The sequence below is a fragment of the Buttiauxella agrestis ATCC 33320 genome (genome assembly GCF_000735355.1).
GTDB lineage: Bacteria > Pseudomonadota > Gammaproteobacteria > Enterobacterales > Enterobacteriaceae > Buttiauxella > Buttiauxella agrestis.
In genome coordinates this window covers 1-16,132 of the sequence record NZ_JMPI01000028.1, presented here as the reverse complement: position 1 = coordinate 16,132, position 16,132 = coordinate 1, and the positions used below count along the sequence as shown (strand labels likewise).

The window sequence follows — 16,132 nt, the reverse complement described above, 5'->3', positions numbered from 1 at the left end:
TAAAGGTGACGTTGTCACGCTAAAGAGCCATTACTGGCTTGCAACGTCGCCCTTGCATAGCAAACTCACGTAGCGCATCCCGCCAATCTTCCAGATTAAACAACTTCACTTCCGGCAATCGGCTATTCGCAAGCATGGGCCATAGATCTGAAAACCACGACTGCCATTCAAGCAAATCCGTCACGGCCAGGGTATCCCGCAGATGAAAACGCTGCGGTTTTGCCTGCGCACTGCGCGCATCGTAAGGTTGCCCGCTCAATAAACCATATGAGACAAAATCAGCATCCGCGTTTAACTGTGTCAGCAACAATGTAGCAAGTGCTCCCCCGACGGCATCAAACACCACATCAGCCTGTTGTGCGACACCGCGAAGCATTGCGGTGTCGTTAATAAGAACGGGCGTAATGCCGTTCTGGAGCAAAGCCGCTTTTTGCCCTTCACTCCGACAAACACCGTAGACATGCACCGCGCCATAAATCACCGCCCACTGCGCCAGCAGCGCCGCACAGGAGGAGTTCGCCGCGGTCAGTAATACTGTTTTTCCTTTTACCGGCCATTTTTTTAGCATCACAAATACCGCCAGCGGGTTGATGTAACCTCGCGCCGCTAACAGGTCGGGAATCGCATCAGGAACCGGAACCGCCCAAAGCGGTGAGCAATCCAGCCAACGCTGCCATGTTCCTTCGCCCCGTAACGGGAGCACGCGCTGGCCAATCATCGCGGGATTGTCGGCATCCGTCACCACGCCCATCCCTTCATAGCCAACAACGCGCGGCGGCGTAACGCGATGACGATAGGCACCGGTAACGGGGATTAAATCGGAGGGGTTAATCGGCGCATAACGCATTAGCACGCGCAGCATACCGCTCGGGCGCGGTAAGATTTGTGAATGTTCGAGGGTGATAACGTGTTCAGGTTGGCCAAACTGGCGAAACCAAAGAGCAGTGTTGTGCATAAAAAAATGCCTGTAAGCAACGTTACAGGCACTATATCAAGGTTTTACCCTTAGTTCAGTCGGATGACGCTTCGCTTATCCGACCTACATCTCGGGTGGATAAACCCAAACGCCATTCGGCCTTTGTTGGGTGGATAAGCGCAAGCGTTATCCACCGATATCACAAAACTTAGCAGTAACGTGCGAGCGCAGCACGCATGCCCAGGCTTTGAATCGCCTGTAAATCTTCGCTCACTTTCGCCACCAGACCCGGAACCTTAGTCAGGTCTTGATCCCAGTGAACGCTGTCGCTCAGTACCGCTTCAACCAGCTGCTGCTCGTTGATTTGTTTGTCACCCAGTGCCGCCCACAGCTGCTGATAACGCACCAGCCAGTGCTCGTCATCCTGCAACGGATAGGTTTCTTCGCCGCGCTCGCCTTTGTAGAAAGCAATCAGCGCTGCCAGGGCGAAAGTCAGACGCGGAGGCAAAGTGCCGGTCGCCTGCTGGCCTGCCAGCAATTGCGGCAGAATACGGGTACGGAACTTCGTCATGCCGTTAAGCGCGATAGACAGCAACTGATGCTGAATGTACGGGTTCTGGAAACGACTGGTCACCGCTTGTGCAAAGGATTGCAGCTCGTCGCGAGGCAAATCCAGCACCGGAATAATCTCTTCCGCGATAGTTTTTTCCACGAATGCGCAAACTTCAGCATCGTTCATGGACTCGCCCACGGTGTTCAGGCCCGCAAGATAAGCGACTGGCACCAGCGCAGTGTGAGCACCGTTCAGAATCGCCACTTTGCGTTCTTTATAAGGTTTGATGTCATCGACAATCAGCACGTTCAGCGGGAACTTATCCAGACGCAGTTCTTGCGCAAGCGTTGCTGGCCCCTGAATCACGAACAGGTAGAAATGTTCAGCCGCAGCCAGGAAGCTGTCTTTGTAACCCAAAGATTCTTCAATTGCTGATGCTTCGTCGCGCGGATAACCGGTAACGATACGGTCAACCAGCGTAGAACAGAACGTATTAGCCTCGTTCAGCCATTGGGTAAACGCTGCTGGCAGCTCCCACTCTTGCGCGTAACGCAGAACCAGTTCTTGCAGCGCGTCGCCGTTGTAATCAATCAGTTCGCAAGGAATGATGATCCAACCTTTGTCCGCAGCGCCGTTGAAGTGGCTGAAACGTTCGAACAGCAAACGCGTCAGTTTTGCCGGGTAGCTTACCGCTGGTGCATCTTCAAATTTGTCGCCTGCGTGGTAGCTGATGCCCGCTTCGGTGGTGTTGGAGAAGACGAAACGCATCTCTGGGTTATGAGCCAGTTTCAGGAAGGTTTCATATTCTTGATAAACATTGATTTCACGGTTCACTGAGCGAATCAGACGCGCGTCGCTTACCGCTTCGCCCTGCTCGTTCAGGCCACGGATGACCGTGGTATACAGCCCATCCTGAGTAGACAGCGACGGCGGGAATGCGCTGTCGATTGGACGTACGATAACAACACCCGCATTCAGATCGGTGTGTTCATTCAGTAAATCAACTTGCCAGTCAATGAATGCACGCAAAAAGTTACCTTCACCAAACTGGATAATACGTTCAGGGTATTGAGCGCCAGGGAAGTCTTGACGATTAAGTGTTTTCACTATGTTGTTCCTTGGTGAGTACAGGATGGGCGAATAAAAATCCTCTCCAAACTATCAGAACTCAACAATGTGAAACCCCGTTTTGATCAAACTAGAGTTGTTATACCAATTTTTTTATTGATGTTTTTTGGTAGAACAACTCTCAACAGGCGCTAACTATTCAGCGCAAGCTCTTTATACGACGCGGTACTGGTCTGATTGCGACCATTACGCTTGGATAAATAGAGATATTTATCCGCTTCTGCCAGCAGCGAGTTAAACGCATCAAGCAGGGTTTGCTTTTCGGGCGTCACGGTCGCAAGGCCGATACTCACCGTAATGAACAACGTCTGTTGCTGATAACGAAACGCCGTAAGCTCAACGGTCTGGCGAATTTTCTCGGCGATCGCGAGACCTTTTTCTTCGGTACAGGTGCTACAAGCCACCACAAACTCTTCGCCACCCAAACGGGCCACCAGCCCTTCGTCCCCCACCACTTTTCGCAATTGCTCGGCAAAGGCGGCCAGTACCACGTCACCACATTCATGACCATAGCTGTCGTTGATTCGTTTGAAATAATCAATATCCAGCAGCATCACGCACAGTTTTTGGTTGGGCAGATGCTTCGTCGGCATGTTGGTTTTTAGCGCTTCATACAGACCGGAACGGGAATAAACGCCGGTAAGATAGTCGTAATCCGCTCGCAGCGAGGTTTGCTGAATTAAGCGGTTAATCGCATCAACGCTCACCGACACAATCAGCGGGCAAATCGCCATCGTGGCAATCCCAAGACGTGCGGAGAACATCTCCGTCACCACCAGTGGGACATTGTGATGAATCACGACAATCGAGTTTGCTACAAGAATGATTTCCGTGCCGCCCGTCAAAAACGTGATTAATGCGGTTATCGGAAGCGGATAACGAATCGCGCACCAGATCAGCGCCGGGAGCGGAAACGCCAGGCTCCCGGCCCCGCCAATCACCACCGAGGCCATAACAGAGACGACAACCGCCACCAGCGGATAAATTTTCGACAAATGAAAAGCGGGCAACTTACTCCACTGCGGCCATTTCGCCATCAGCAAAAATGGCATCATCAACACACCAGTTGAAAATTGTTCGCTAAACCAGTCGGCAAACAGTGAAATAAACTGACGATAATCCGACGAAGGCCCGGTCGAGCCCATCGATCCTAATAAAGAGCTAAGAATCGCACCAATAAGGCAGGCGTAGAAAAGATTAAAAGCATTCAGCGCCCAATTACTTTCATCTTGCGTGCGGGAATAACGCAGTAATAACCGGGCAACAACAATAATAAACACCATGTTAGAGAGATTGATTATCGCCGACTGCCATCCCCAATTCGTGGTGAATGCGTCATAGACAACCATTGCGCTATAACAAACGAAATAATAAACCGGGCGATTGAGGAATGGGCAGCGCACGAACACCGCGGCCAGTACCGCATTCAGCGGCCAGAAGAGCGACAACTCATCAATCAGGCGAAGCGAGGCGCCAAAAAAGTAAAACAATGTCGTAATGACAAAAATAGAAACGGCGTTAGCCAACCGTTTTTCAGGCGAACAGAACATAAACTTAGCTAGATTAGCCATGCTATTTTGACTCGTATTTATACGTGCACTGCGCAATGATTTAATACAACTGTATGAGTGCAAAAAATAATTTTTAGCTTAGCATATTTTATCTGGTACGGCCTGTGGCCCAATCGATATAGACAAATATGCCAGGCTTGCAGTTTAAAAGATTGAACGCCCGATTCGCTGAGCCAGGATTTCGAGTGCGGCGGTACCGGCAAGCGAGTTTCCTGATGCATCCAGCTCCGGGCACCAGACCGCAATAGACATCTCATGCGGAACGATAGCAATGATCCCGCCGCCAACACCGGATTTCCCCGGCATCCCTACCCGATACGCAAATTCACCAGCACCGTCATACATGCCGCTCGTCACCATCAACGCGTTAATCTGCCGCGCTTGCTGTGCGGTGATAATCGGTTCATCAAGATGCAATGCCCGCCCCTGATTTGCCAGAAACAGAAACGTTTTCGCCAGCTCCAGGCAGCTCATTTTCAGCGCGCAATAATGGAAGTAGTTGTGCAGCACGGTAATCACGTCGTTATCAAAATTACCGAAGGATTTCATCAGCCAGGCAATCGCGGCATTACGCGCCGAATGTTCGAACTCAGATTTCGCGACTCTGCCGTCGTAAGCCAGATCGGGTTGTTCCGCCAACGCGCGCACCACTTCCAGCATGCGCTGTTTCGGCGCACTCAGGCGAGTCTGCAACATATCGCACACCACTAACGCGCCCGCATTGATAAACGGGTTGCGCGGTTTGCCTTGTTCAAGTTCTAGCTGGAGCAAAGAGTTAAACGGTTGCCCCGAAGGCTCTTTCCCCACGCGCTGCCAGATTTCATGTTCATCGTAACGTCCCATGGCAAGCGTGAGGCTCAGCACTTTCGAAATGGACTGTATCGAGAAACGTTCCGTCGCATCCCCTGCGCTAAAAACTTCACCATCGACGGTACACACTGAAATTCCCAGTTTGTTGCCGGGAATTTCTGCCAGAGCTGGAATGTAATCAGCCACTTTACCGCGGCCAATAAGCGGGCGAACCTGGGCGAGAATATCTTCCAGCAATTGATTATCTAACAGACCTGGCACTGCAAACTCCTGATTAGCGGGTATTTTACGCCCGCCAGTATATCAGCAACTAGCGGCGGTCTTTCCATACTGTCTGCACATTACAAAACTCATGCAGGCCAAAATGCGAAAGCTCACGCCCGAAGCCACTTTTCTTCACACCGCCAAACGCCACACGTGGATCGCTGGCGCTATAGCCATTGATAAACACGCCACCGCATTCAAGACGCGCCGCAAAGTCATCGGCAAGATGAGTATCAGAAGTGAATAACGTGGCTGAAAGGCCGAAGTCACTGTCATTTGCCAGTTCCAGGGCATGTTCCGGATTACGCGCTCTGGTAATAGCCGCCACCGGGCCAAACAACTCTTCACGAAATGCCACCATATCAGGCGTGACATTCGCTAAAACGGTTGGCGCGTAGAAATTGCCCTTGCCTGCCATTTTCTCGCCACCGAGCAGTAATGTCGCCCCTTGTTCAAGTGACGTTGTCACCTGCTTATGCAATTCATCACGCAGATCGTAACGCGCCATCGGGCCGATAGTCGTTGTATCAAGAGTGGGATCGCCGATTTGCAGCGCCTGAACGGCTGCAACAAACTTCTGGGTGAATGTGTCCGCAATCCCTTCTTCGATGATAAAGCGTTTCGCTGCCGCACAGACTTGCCCGGTGTTCTGGAATCGCCCTGCAATTGCCGCCTTCACCGCCTCATCAATATCAGCGTCATTGAGCACAATAAACGGGTCTGAACCGCCGAGTTCCAGCACGCATTTTTTCAATGCAGCACCTGCCTGCGCACCAATCGCCGCCCCCGCACGCCCGCTTCCCGTCACGGTGACAGCCGCAATTCGCGCATCATTAATCGCATGGCTTACTCCTTCAGGCGTGACATTAATTACTTCAAATACGCCCTGCGGGAATCCCGCTTCGGCGAACATGTGTTTAATCAGTAACGCGCATCCCATGACGTTTGGCGCATGTTTGAGAACGTAACTGTTGCCCGCCAACAGAATCGGCACCGCACCGCGCAGGACTTGCCAAAGCGGGAAGTTCCACGGCATCACCGCCAGAATGGCACCCAAAGGCCGGTACTCAATCACCGCCTGATGGTTTTCCACCAGAGTGCCTTCGGTTGCCAGCATGCCTGGCCCGTGTTCTGCATACCAGTCACATAAATTCGCCGTTTTCGCCACTTCCGCGCGAGCCTGGGTAATCGGCTTACCCATTTCTGCGGTGATCATTTGTGCCAGCGTTTCAGCGTGCTGACGCAACGCCGCGCCCAGATGGCGTAATTTATCCGCCCGCAGAGCCAGCGGCACATTGCGCCAGACGTTAAATGCCGCGTGGTTCCCCGCCAGCGCGGTATCGAGCTGCTCGGGCGTTTCAAACGGCATGGCAGAAAGCTGCTCGCCGGTGGCCGGGTTCATTGAAATAGCGTGATGGTTCATGGTTGCTCCTGTGTTCGCGTTATGCCCCTACCTTAAACCTGCGTGACAATCATGAAAAATGAATAATAATGAGCGAGTCATTCACGTATCGAGAAAGGTTTATGGATCTCACGCAGCTTGAAATGTTTAATGCGGTAGCGGAAACCGGCAGCATCAGCGCGGCAGCGGCGAAGGTTCACCGGGTGCCGTCCAATCTCACCACGCGCATTAAACAGCTTGAGGCCGATCTCGGTGTTGAGTTGTTTATTCGCGAAAACCAGCGTTTGCGCCTCGCCCCAGCCGGGCACAGTTTTCTCAGCTACAGCAAACGTATTCTGGCTTTGGTTGATGAAGCGCGGATGGCGGTTTCCGGTGACGAGCCACAAGGGACGCTGCCGCTAGGTTCGCTGGAAAGCACTGCAGCGGTGCGGATTCCGGGTTTGCTCGCGATGTTTAACCAGCGTTTCCCAAAAATTCAGCTCTCGCTTGCCACCGGGCCTTCGGGCGATCAGATTGATGGCGTGTTGGATGGGCGGCTATCGGCGGCCTTTGTCGACGGCCCGATATTGCATCCTTCCCTTGACGGTATTGCGGTTTACGAAGAAGAAATGGTGATTGTCGCCCCGGCGGATCAAGACGCCATTACGGATGCAAACCAAGTCAGCGGCATTAGCATTTATGCATTTCGCGCCAACTGTTCGTACCGCAGGCATTTTGAAAGCTGGTTTCACGCCCACCACTCGGTGCCGGGCAAAATTCATGAAATGGAGTCGTATCACGGAATGCTGGCGTGCGTGATTGCCGGAGCGGGTATAGCGCTAATGCCGCGCAGCATGCTGGAAAGTATGCCCGGCAGCCACCAGGTGTCGATATCGCCGTTGCCTACTGACTGGCGTTATCTCAACACCTGGCTTATCTGGCGACGAGGGGCAAAAACCCGACAACTTGAGGCGTTTATCGGGCTGCTTGAGCAAACGTCTTAGCGCAGTAATACTTTGCCGACTAAATAGGTGGTCGCCTGGCCGGACATTAACACCCTGTCGCCCACCAGTTGGCAACGTATATCCCCGCCGCGCGCGGAAACCTGACGCGCCAGCATCTGCGTTTTACCCAACTTTTCTGCCCAGTACGGAATCAACATGGTGTGAGTCGACCCGGTAACCGGGTCTTCTGTCAGCGCCGCCTTCGGAGAAAAGAAACGGCTGACAAAATCATAGCCTTCTGTTTGCGCAGGCGCGGTGATACACACTTTTTGATCCAGCTGACGCATCAGATCAAAATCAGGATTAATCGCCTCAACCTGCGCCTGGTTCGCGAGCAACACGGTATAGGTGCGCCCCAGCCGCACTTCCTGGTATTCGCTGATACCGAGCGAGTCCAGCAGCAACTGTGGCGGCTCAATGGGTTCACTGCCCGACGCCGGGAAATCAAGCGTCAACCAGTCGCCATTGCGCGTCACCGTAAGCGGGCCAACAAAACGCGTCTCAAAATGAATGGTGGTTTCCGGGTAATTCAGGTACTCGAAAATCACATGGGCTGAAGCCAGTGTCGCGTGGCCACAAAGATTGATCTCCCCTTGCGTGGTGAACCAGCGCAATTCAAAACCGCTGTCGGTGGTAATAAAAAATGCCGTTTCCGACTGGTTATGCTGGCGTGTCATCGCCAGTAACGTTTCATCTGGCAGCCATTCGGTGAGTGGACATACCGCCGCGGCGTTGCCACCGAAAGTGGTATCGGTGAACGCATCAACCATATAAAAATCAATTTGCTGCATGGTCTTTTCTTCCTGTGTGGCCTGATGACATCTACCATGCCACGCCTTGCGTGATTCGCGGAACAATAAAATGAGAGTTAAATCACAAAATCAGTTGTATGGCTGGATTGATGGTTTTATGATCGCCTGCTCACCAAACCTTTCATTTATCAGCGCGAAACCCATCTATGACAACAAGCAACGTATCACGCAAAACGGCGTGGCTACGCGTCGTTACGCTGGCGGTCGCCGCCTTTATTTTTAATACCACGGAGTTTGTTCCGGTTGGTTTGCTTTCTGACATCGCCGATAGTTTTGGTATGCAAACGCCCCAAGTCGGCATCATGCTGACGATTTACGCGTGGGTCGTCGCGCTGATGTCGCTGCCGTTTATGTTGCTGACGAATAAAGTCGAGCGTAAGCGGTTATTGATTTGCATTTTCGCTCTGTTTATCGCCAGCCATGTCGTCTCTTTTGCCGCATGGAATTTCACCGTACTGGTGATCAGCCGCATCGGTATCGCCTTTGCCCACGCGATTTTCTGGTCGATTACCGTATCGCTGGCCATTCGTATGGCCCCTGCCGGTAAAAAGGCCCAGGCGATGAGCCTGATTGCTACAGGTACCGCGCTGGCGATGGTCTTAGGTTTGCCGCTCGGGCGCATGGTGGGGCAATATTTCGGCTGGCGCACCACCTTCTTAGGCATTGGCGCGATTGCCGCCCTGACACTTTTCTATGTCATTAAGCTGCTGCCAAAATTGCCGAGCGAGCATTCGGGTTCGCTGAAAAGTGTGCCTGAACTGTTCAAACGCCCGGCGTTGGTGAGCTTGTATGCGTTAGTCGCTGTGGTCGTCACCGCGCATTACACCGCCTACAGCTACATTGAACCGTTCGTGCAAAACGTTGCGGGCTTGAGCGCCAATATGGCGACTTTCCTGCTGTTAGTGTTGGGTGGTGCCGGGATCATTGGCAGCGTGATGTTCGGCAAATTGGGCAACCGACATTCATCGACCCTGGTCAGCAGCTCCATCGGCCTGCTGGTTCTGTGCCTCGCCTTGTTGTTACCTGCGGCCCAAAGCACCGTGAACCTCACCATTCTGTGTCTGTTCTGGGGCATCGCGGTTATGGTTATCACGCTGGGAGTGCAGGTGAAAGTTCTGGCGCTGGCATCGGATGCGACCGATGTGTCGATGGCGCTATTCTCAGGGATTTTCAATATCGGGATTGGCGCGGGCGCGTTAGTCGGTAACCAGGTGAGCCTGCATTTTGAGATGTCCAGCATTGGCATGGTGGGAGCCGTGCCTGCTTTGATCGCCCTGATTGGGTCAGTATTAATTTTCCGCCGCTGGCCGGTATCTTTAGAAGAACAGCATAACCATTAATGAAATAAGGGCGACGGCAATAAACCGTCGCCCTTTTTACCGCTTAATTTGCCGGGAAATGGGTCACTATTTCCAGTATGCCGTTAATAATAAACTGCACACCCATACAGACTAATAAAAAGCCCATCAGACGAGAAATCGCTTCAATACCGCTCTTACCTACCAGCCGCATTATCGCCCCGGAACTGCGTAAACTGCCCCACAGAATCAGGCCAACCAGTGCAAAAATGATTGGCGGAGCCACCAGCACAACCCAGCCCGGGAAGTTCACACCGTGTTCCACGGTTGAAGAAGAACTGATTATCATCGCAATCGTACCCGGCCCGGCCGTGCTTGGCATGGCGAGTGGGACAAAGGCGATATTGGTATCAGGTTCTTGTTCAAGCTCCTCCGCTTTGCTGTGAGCCTCCGGCGACTCATGGGCTTTTTGTTGCGGGAAAAGCATGCGGAAACCAATAAACGCAACAATTAAACCGCCAGCGATACGCAAACCGGGAATGGAAATACCAAACGTATTCATCACAACTTGCCCGGCGTAGTACGCAACCATCATGATGATGAAGACATTGATGGAGGCCATCAAAGAGGTTTTATCGCGCGCCTGTTTGTTCATATCTCCGGCAAGCCCGAGGAACAATGCTACTGTGGTCAACGGGTTAGCAAGCGGCAGTAATACCACTAACCCCAGCCCAATAGCCTTAACCAAATCCATCATCTGCTGTCCTTTATTTCGGTGTCTTTTTGCGCTGCTGAGTATAGCAGCCAACCTGCTCTGCGATGGTTATCAGAATTGTATCAATGTTAAAAACTGAACCGTTTTAGCTATTCGTGTCATCACTGATTCATAACGTTGACTTATGCTTGCCTGAGCAATAATATCTGCCGTGATTAAATATACTTGCCTGGGCAACCATAGTGAAAGATAAAAACGATCTGTTCAACGAAATGATCCCTCTCGGACAACTGATCTATATGGTTAACCAGTACAAGGAGCGCCTGCTCAACGAGCATCTTTCCCCGCTGGATGTCACCTCGACCCAATTTAAAGTGCTCTGCACCATCTATCGCGAAGAATGCATTACCCCGATGGAGTTGAAGAAATCGCTTTCTGTGGACCTAGGTGCGTTAACCCGCATGTTAGACCGCCTGATTTGCAAAGGATGGGTCGCACGCTTACCGAATCCCAACGACAAACGTGGTGTGCTGATAAGACTGACTCCGGAAGGAGCCACGCTTTGCGAGAAATGCCGCAGCCTTTTGGGGAAAAGCATGCACCAGGAACTGATAAAAAATCTGACCGCTGATGAAGTCGACACGCTTTATCAACTGTTAACAAAGGTATTACCGTAAACCTGAAAAAGAGGTGAAACGATGTCCAGACGGAACAATGATTCAATAACAATACAAAGCATATTGGACTGGATTGAAGAGAACCTGGAAAACCCCCTCTCACTTGAGAAGGTTTCACAGCGTTCTGGTTACTCGAAGTGGCACCTGCAAAGGATGTTTAAAAAAGAGACCGGTCATTCGTTAGGCCAATACATCCGTAATCGAAAACTGACGGAAATCGCCCTCAAGCTTAAAGAAAGCAACGAGCCGATTCTGTACTTAGCGGAGCGCTATGGGTTTGAGTCGCAACAGACACTGACCCGCACGTTCAAGAATTACTTCTCTGTGCCACCTCACAGATTCCGCGTTGCATGTTCAGGTGGCGAAGGAAAGTATATTCATCCGCTAAATCATTAAAACAGTTAACAAACGCTATGCAACCGTCTGGTTATCCAGACACCGAGGATTTATGAAACGTATTATCTCCGCTGCGAGCCTGCTTCTGATTCTGGCTTCCGCAAACGTTATGGCGGAGCAATCAGGCAATTTCAGCACCACCCAGGCTAATCACGGCGGCATGATCATTCCCCCGTCTGAAAGCCGCGCACAGAATAGCAACACGATTGGCGATAAGTCAGAATTCCTGGGTACACCGTACTACCAGGAAAATGCTAACTAATTCTCTGTTTGGCGGGCCTTCATTTTTGCCCGCCAGCTTTCTGTTTTAACTCGCCACCGCCCGCCGGATCCGCAAACCAAATACGTTGATATACAACCCACCCATAATTAATGCCGCACCCGCAAGTTGTGTCGCAGACAGCGTTTCATCCAGCAACCATGCCGCACTGGCCATTCCCACCACCGGCACCAGCAGTGACAGCGGAGCCACACGCCAGGTTTCGTAGCGCCCAAGCAGGCTTCCCCAAATACCGTAACCCACAATCGTTGCCACAAACGCCAGGTACATCAGCGATAACACCGTCGTCATATCTATCGTAATCAGGCTTTGCCATATCAGCGCCGGGCCGTCGAGTAGCAAACTGGCGACAAAAAATGGGATGACCGGAATTAACGCGCTCCACACCACCAAAGACATAATCGGCGGGCGCTTCTCGAGCTGCATAATCTTCTTATTGAAAATGTTGCCGCAGGCCCAGCTAAAGGCGGCTGCCAGCGTCAGCATAAACCCGAGCAAGGCAACGTGCTGGCCGCCAAGACTGCCCTCAATCAAAACCAGCACACCGATAACCGCGAGCGTGATCCCCGCCAGTTGCTTGCCTTGCAGGCGTTCCCCGAACACACACGCACCGAGAATAATCGTAAAGAATGCCTGCGCCTGAAGCACCAGTGACGCAAGCCCCGCAGGCATACCGAACTTTATCGCGCTGAAGAGAAACGCAAACTGGCCGAAGCTGATAGTCAGTGCGTACGCGGCCAGCAGGCGAAAAGGAATTTTAGGGCGAGCGACAAACAACAGCGCGGGGAAGGCCACCAGCAGAAAACGCAAACCGGCCAGTAACAGCGGAGGCATATTGTGCAGCCCCATTTTAATCACTACGAAATTCAGTCCCCACACCACGACCACCAGCATCGCCAGCAGCCCATCTTTGCGCGTCATACCCTGCCCCTGTTTTATTGCAATTTTGTTAAAATCTAAGGCTATACCCAAATAATGAATAGATACAGATCGCACTTTTCAGTGGCGGTACAGAGAAAAAATTAACATAAGCACAACCTATACTTTGTTGATCCTTCATGATAAATCTTGTCTCCCCCCAACAAATACATTCTAAAAAAAACGATAAAATGGTTTCCCTGACGACACGCTTTTCTGGCAAGCAACTCTCCATCAGCGTTTTACTGCTCTCTTCGCTGCTCCTCACCGTGGGGCGCGGTTTAACGCTGCCGTTTATGACGATTTATCTCTCCCGGCAGTACGGCATGCCGCTAAATGAAATCGGGATGGCGCTCACCATCGCCCTGACGACAGGCGTGGTATTTAGCCTGTGGTTTGGCATTCTGGCCGATAAATTCGACAAAAAAATGTACATGCTGCTGTCGATTATTATTTTCCTCGGCGGGTTTGTGGCGATCCCATTGGTCAATAATGCCGTTCTGGTGGTGGTGTTTTATTCGCTGATAAACTGCGCGTACTCGGTGTTCGCCACGGTGTTAAAAGGCTATTTCTCCGATGTGCTGGAAATTCACCAGAAGCCGAAAATCTTCTCGCTCAACTACACCTTTGCCAATATCGGCTGGACGGTTGGCCCGCCGATTGGCACGCTGGCGGTGCTTTACAGCACTAATTTGCCGTTCTGGTTATCCGCATTAACCGCCATCATTCCGTTTATCGTGATTAGCCGCTATGTACACAGCGTGTCGGCGAGCGAAACGCAGGAAAACAACAACGTCAGGCTTTCACCGGTGCAGATGCTCAAAGACAAAGCGTTGATGTATTTCACGCTTTCGGCATTCCTCGGTTCACTGGTGTTTGGCTCTTTCGCCGCCTGCTTATCTCAGTACGCGATTGCTATCTCGGATTCGGATCTGGCGCAAAAAGTGGTTGGCGTTGTGCTGCCGGTGAATGCGTTTGTGGTGGTGGTTTTTCAGTATATGGTCGGCAAACGTATTCGCCCGGACAATATCAAAAAGCTGATGGGCTACGGCACACTGTTCTTTATGGCAGGATTGGCGGGCTTTATGATTTCGGGCGATAACCTGCTGCTGTGGGGCATTTCTGCTGCGGTATTTACCCTCGGCGAGCTAATCTTTGCACCGGGTGAATATATGCTGGTGGACAACATCGCCCCCGCAGGACTGAAAGCCAGCTACTTCTCAGCCCAGCAACTCGGCTGGTTAGGCGGCGCGTGCACTCCACTTTTCACCGGTTTGATTCTGACCTGGTTGCCGCCCTATATGCTGTTCGTGGCGCTGATGGCGGCAATTGGATTGTCTTACCTGATGATTGTGAAAGGGATAGCGGTGAAACCGCAACTGGCTTTGAACTAAATGGTGGATGACGCTTCGCTTATCCACCCTACAAATCGAATCGTAGGTCAGATAAGCAAAGCGTCATCCGACAAAACTACTTCAGATCTTTACGGTACTGAATAAACCCAGGCTTATCCGCCATTTTGTCGTATAGCGCCTGGCCTGCCGCGTTGGTTTCATGAGTATGCCAGTACACGCGCCCACAGCCTTTGCTCTGCGCATGTTGATAAACGCCTTCAATCAACGCCCGTCCAACGCCTTTGCCGCGTGAAAGCGCTGCAGTAAACAGATCCTCAAGATAACAATGATCCTCCGCCGACCATGTGCCCCGGTGGTAAACCATATGCGTAAACCCGAGCATTTTCCCCTGCTCATCAAACGCACCCAGCGCAAACATGGGTTCAGATGCATCAAGCATGCGCTGCCATGTCAGTTCGGTGATGTCTTCATGCAGTTGCGAATTGTAGAACGTCAGATAACCCTGCCACAGCGGCAACCATGCCGCCCGGTCATTTGCTTCAAGCGCCCTGACCTGCACCACGGTTCTGTTCTTAGCTGGGATACTGCCCTTCAGACTTTCACGAATCTGCGTCAGACCCTGCTGCTGCATACCCTCCGGCATATTCTCAGCCGACAGCCATGTTTCAAATGCCAGCTTAATCTGCGGCCATTCGCTGTCGAGAATCGAAAACCACGCGGTATCGCGGGTGCGCTGTTTATACACCACCACCTGGCGAAACAAACCTTCGTAACGGAACCCAAGACGGATTGCCGCATGGCGCGACGGGCCATTCAGGCTGTCACATTTCCATTCATAGCGACGATAACCCAGCTCAAAAGCATATTTCATCAACAGATAATGGGCTTCAGACGCCTGAACCGTGCGTTGCAGCAATGGGGTATACATCACGAACCCGACTTCCACCACGCCGTTTGCCGGGTCGATACGCATTAACGACAACGTACCCACCGCCTTGCCGCTGTTATCGACCACCGCATAATGCAGCGGATCGTTGCTCTGCGCCGCGGTTTCAATAAATTCAGAAAATTGCTGCTGCCCGCTAAATGGCCCGATGCTCAGATACGTCCAGCCGCGGCTATCTTTCGCGGTACTCCACGCTGCCCATAAATCATCGGTGTGGATACGAGATAAAGGCTCCAGGTGACAATAGCGCCCTTGCAGCGTGATCCGCTCCGGGCGAAGGCATGGTTTCCAGTCGGGAAGAGAGTTGCCCACAGGTTGCTGATATTCATTTGTTATGCCAGTCAATTCAGGCCTCCACGGGCGCAATGACGATAAGTTACCTGAATATAAACAAGTTATGGCATAACTAACAGAACCATAATTTGGGGGATTTGGTAGACCATCGCCTAGAACTAAATCGCCACCAGCCCCCTGACCCCATCGGTTTCCATATCCGCACCTGCGCCACGCTGAATAATTGCCCCGCGCGACATCACTAAATAATTGTCGGCAAGTTCAGCGGCAAAATCATAAAACTGTTCGACCAATAAAATCGCCATATCGCCTTTAGCGGCGAGGCTGCTAATAACCTGACCGATCTCTTTAATCACCGAAGGCTGAATACCTTCGGTCGGTTCATCCAGAATTAAGAGTTGCGGCTTACAGGCCAGGGCGCGACCAATCGCCAGTTGCTGTTGTTGCCCGCCGGAAAGATCCCCACCGCGACGCTGTTTCATCTCTTTTAGCACCGGAAAGAGCTGATAAATCTCTTCCGATACCTGTTTAGCCTCGCGCCCACTAAACCGCGAAAGGCCCATCAGCAGATTTTCTTCCACCGTCAGGCGCGGGAAAATCTCCCGCCCTTGCGGCACGTAGGCAATCCCCGCTTGCACGCGCTGATGCGGTTTACGCGCGGTAATATTATTTTGCTGCCAGTTGATGACACCCGATTTCGCCGGGATCAGCCCCATCAGGCATTTGAGCAGCGTGCTTTTGCCCACGCCGTTGCGCCCCAGCAGGCAGGTGACTTCGCCGATTTTGGCTTCAAAAGAGACACCGCGCAGAATAT

The 16,132-nt window shown here is 52.0% G+C and carries 16 protein-coding genes; 6 read left to right on the top strand and 10 right to left on the bottom strand.

The annotated features are described in order from the left end of the window. Positions 1-19: 19 nt before the first annotated feature. From GBAG_RS09335 to sad, 5 genes are all read right to left on the bottom strand, one after another. Entirely contained in the window at positions 20-955 is a 936-nt protein-coding gene (locus GBAG_RS09335; RefSeq protein WP_034495326.1) for a zinc-dependent alcohol dehydrogenase family protein, read from the bottom strand. 169 nt (positions 956-1,124) lie between these two features. Beyond that, positions 1,125-2,576: a tagaturonate reductase gene (locus GBAG_RS09330; RefSeq protein ID WP_034495324.1), complete on the bottom strand. Its 1,452-nt coding sequence runs from the start codon at positions 2,574-2,576 to the stop codon at positions 1,125-1,127. Between the two features lie 152 nt (positions 2,577-2,728). Continuing rightward, positions 2,729-4,168 (bottom strand): GGDEF domain-containing protein, encoded by a 1,440-nt coding sequence (locus tag GBAG_RS09325; protein WP_034495323.1) that lies wholly within the window; start codon positions 4,166-4,168, stop codon positions 2,729-2,731. A gap of 144 nt (positions 4,169-4,312) precedes the next feature. Then, the gene (gene glsB / locus GBAG_RS09320) at positions 4,313-5,239 is read right to left on the bottom strand and encodes a glutaminase B (protein WP_034495321.1); all 927 of its coding nucleotides are present in this window, start codon (positions 5,237-5,239) and stop codon (positions 4,313-4,315) included. A gap of 49 nt (positions 5,240-5,288) precedes the next feature. Beyond that, a complete protein-coding gene (sad, locus tag GBAG_RS09315) occupies positions 5,289-6,665 on the bottom strand; it encodes a succinate-semialdehyde dehydrogenase (protein ID WP_034495319.1) in 1,377 nt (458 codons plus the stop codon). Between the two features lie 101 nt (positions 6,666-6,766). Here sad and ptrR point away from each other — a divergent pair, with 101 nt between their 5' ends. After that, positions 6,767-7,627 carry a putrescine utilization regulator PtrR gene (ptrR, locus tag GBAG_RS09310; protein ID WP_034495317.1) on the top strand — a complete coding sequence of 287 codons (861 nt, stop codon included), beginning with the start codon at positions 6,767-6,769 and terminating at the stop codon, positions 7,625-7,627. On the opposite strand, the gene GBAG_RS09305 is transcribed toward ptrR, so the two are convergent. After that, on the bottom strand, positions 7,624-8,418 hold the full coding sequence (locus GBAG_RS09305; protein ID WP_034495315.1) for a PhzF family phenazine biosynthesis protein: 795 nt from the start codon (positions 8,416-8,418) through the stop codon (positions 7,624-7,626). The two genes, ptrR and GBAG_RS09305, sit on opposite strands and share 4 nt — an antisense overlap. A gap of 167 nt (positions 8,419-8,585) precedes the next feature. Between GBAG_RS09305 and GBAG_RS09300 the strand changes: the two genes are divergently transcribed. Next, entirely contained in the window at positions 8,586-9,779 is a 1,194-nt protein-coding gene (locus tag GBAG_RS09300; protein WP_034495313.1) for a sugar transporter, read from the top strand. Between the two features lie 43 nt (positions 9,780-9,822). On the opposite strand, the gene GBAG_RS09295 is transcribed toward GBAG_RS09300, so the two are convergent. Next, positions 9,823-10,494 (bottom strand): MarC family NAAT transporter, encoded by a 672-nt coding sequence (locus GBAG_RS09295; protein WP_034495311.1) that lies wholly within the window; start codon positions 10,492-10,494, stop codon positions 9,823-9,825. A gap of 200 nt (positions 10,495-10,694) precedes the next feature. Between GBAG_RS09295 and marR the strand changes: the two genes are divergently transcribed. The 3 genes from marR to marB are packed head-to-tail and all read left to right on the top strand — an operon-like array spanning position 10,695 to position 11,787. Continuing rightward, positions 10,695-11,129 (top strand): multiple antibiotic resistance transcriptional regulator MarR, encoded by a 435-nt coding sequence (marR, locus tag GBAG_RS09290; protein ID WP_034495310.1) that lies wholly within the window; start codon positions 10,695-10,697, stop codon positions 11,127-11,129. Positions 11,130-11,150: 21 nt separating this feature from the next. Beyond that, entirely contained in the window at positions 11,151-11,525 is a 375-nt protein-coding gene (gene marA, locus GBAG_RS09285) for an MDR efflux pump AcrAB transcriptional activator MarA (RefSeq protein ID WP_034495308.1), read from the top strand. 52 nt (positions 11,526-11,577) lie between these two features. Further along, positions 11,578-11,787, top strand: coding sequence for a multiple antibiotic resistance regulatory protein MarB (gene marB / locus GBAG_RS09280; protein ID WP_034495306.1), 210 nt, complete (start codon positions 11,578-11,580; stop codon positions 11,785-11,787). Between the two features lie 45 nt (positions 11,788-11,832). On the opposite strand, the gene eamA is transcribed toward marB, so the two are convergent. Further along, positions 11,833-12,726 carry an O-acetylserine/cysteine exporter gene (gene eamA, locus GBAG_RS09275; RefSeq protein ID WP_034495305.1) on the bottom strand — a complete coding sequence of 298 codons (894 nt, stop codon included), beginning with the start codon at positions 12,724-12,726 and terminating at the stop codon, positions 11,833-11,835. Positions 12,727-12,914: 188 nt separating this feature from the next. On the opposite strand from eamA, the gene ydeE reads away from it, so the two are divergent. Continuing rightward, positions 12,915-14,117 carry an efflux MFS transporter YdeE gene (gene ydeE / locus GBAG_RS09270; protein WP_051873674.1) on the top strand — a complete coding sequence of 401 codons (1,203 nt, stop codon included), beginning with the start codon at positions 12,915-12,917 and terminating at the stop codon, positions 14,115-14,117. Between the two features lie 76 nt (positions 14,118-14,193). Here ydeE and GBAG_RS09265 read toward each other — a convergent pair whose 3' ends face one another. Beyond that, positions 14,194-15,369 (bottom strand): GNAT family N-acetyltransferase, encoded by a 1,176-nt coding sequence (locus GBAG_RS09265; protein WP_051873673.1) that lies wholly within the window; start codon positions 15,367-15,369, stop codon positions 14,194-14,196. Between the two features lie 107 nt (positions 15,370-15,476). Then, positions 15,477-16,130, bottom strand: a complete 654-nt coding sequence (urtE, locus tag GBAG_RS09260; RefSeq protein WP_081908393.1) for an urea ABC transporter ATP-binding subunit UrtE — start codon at positions 16,128-16,130, stop codon at positions 15,477-15,479. Positions 16,131-16,132: the final 2 nt, after the last annotated feature.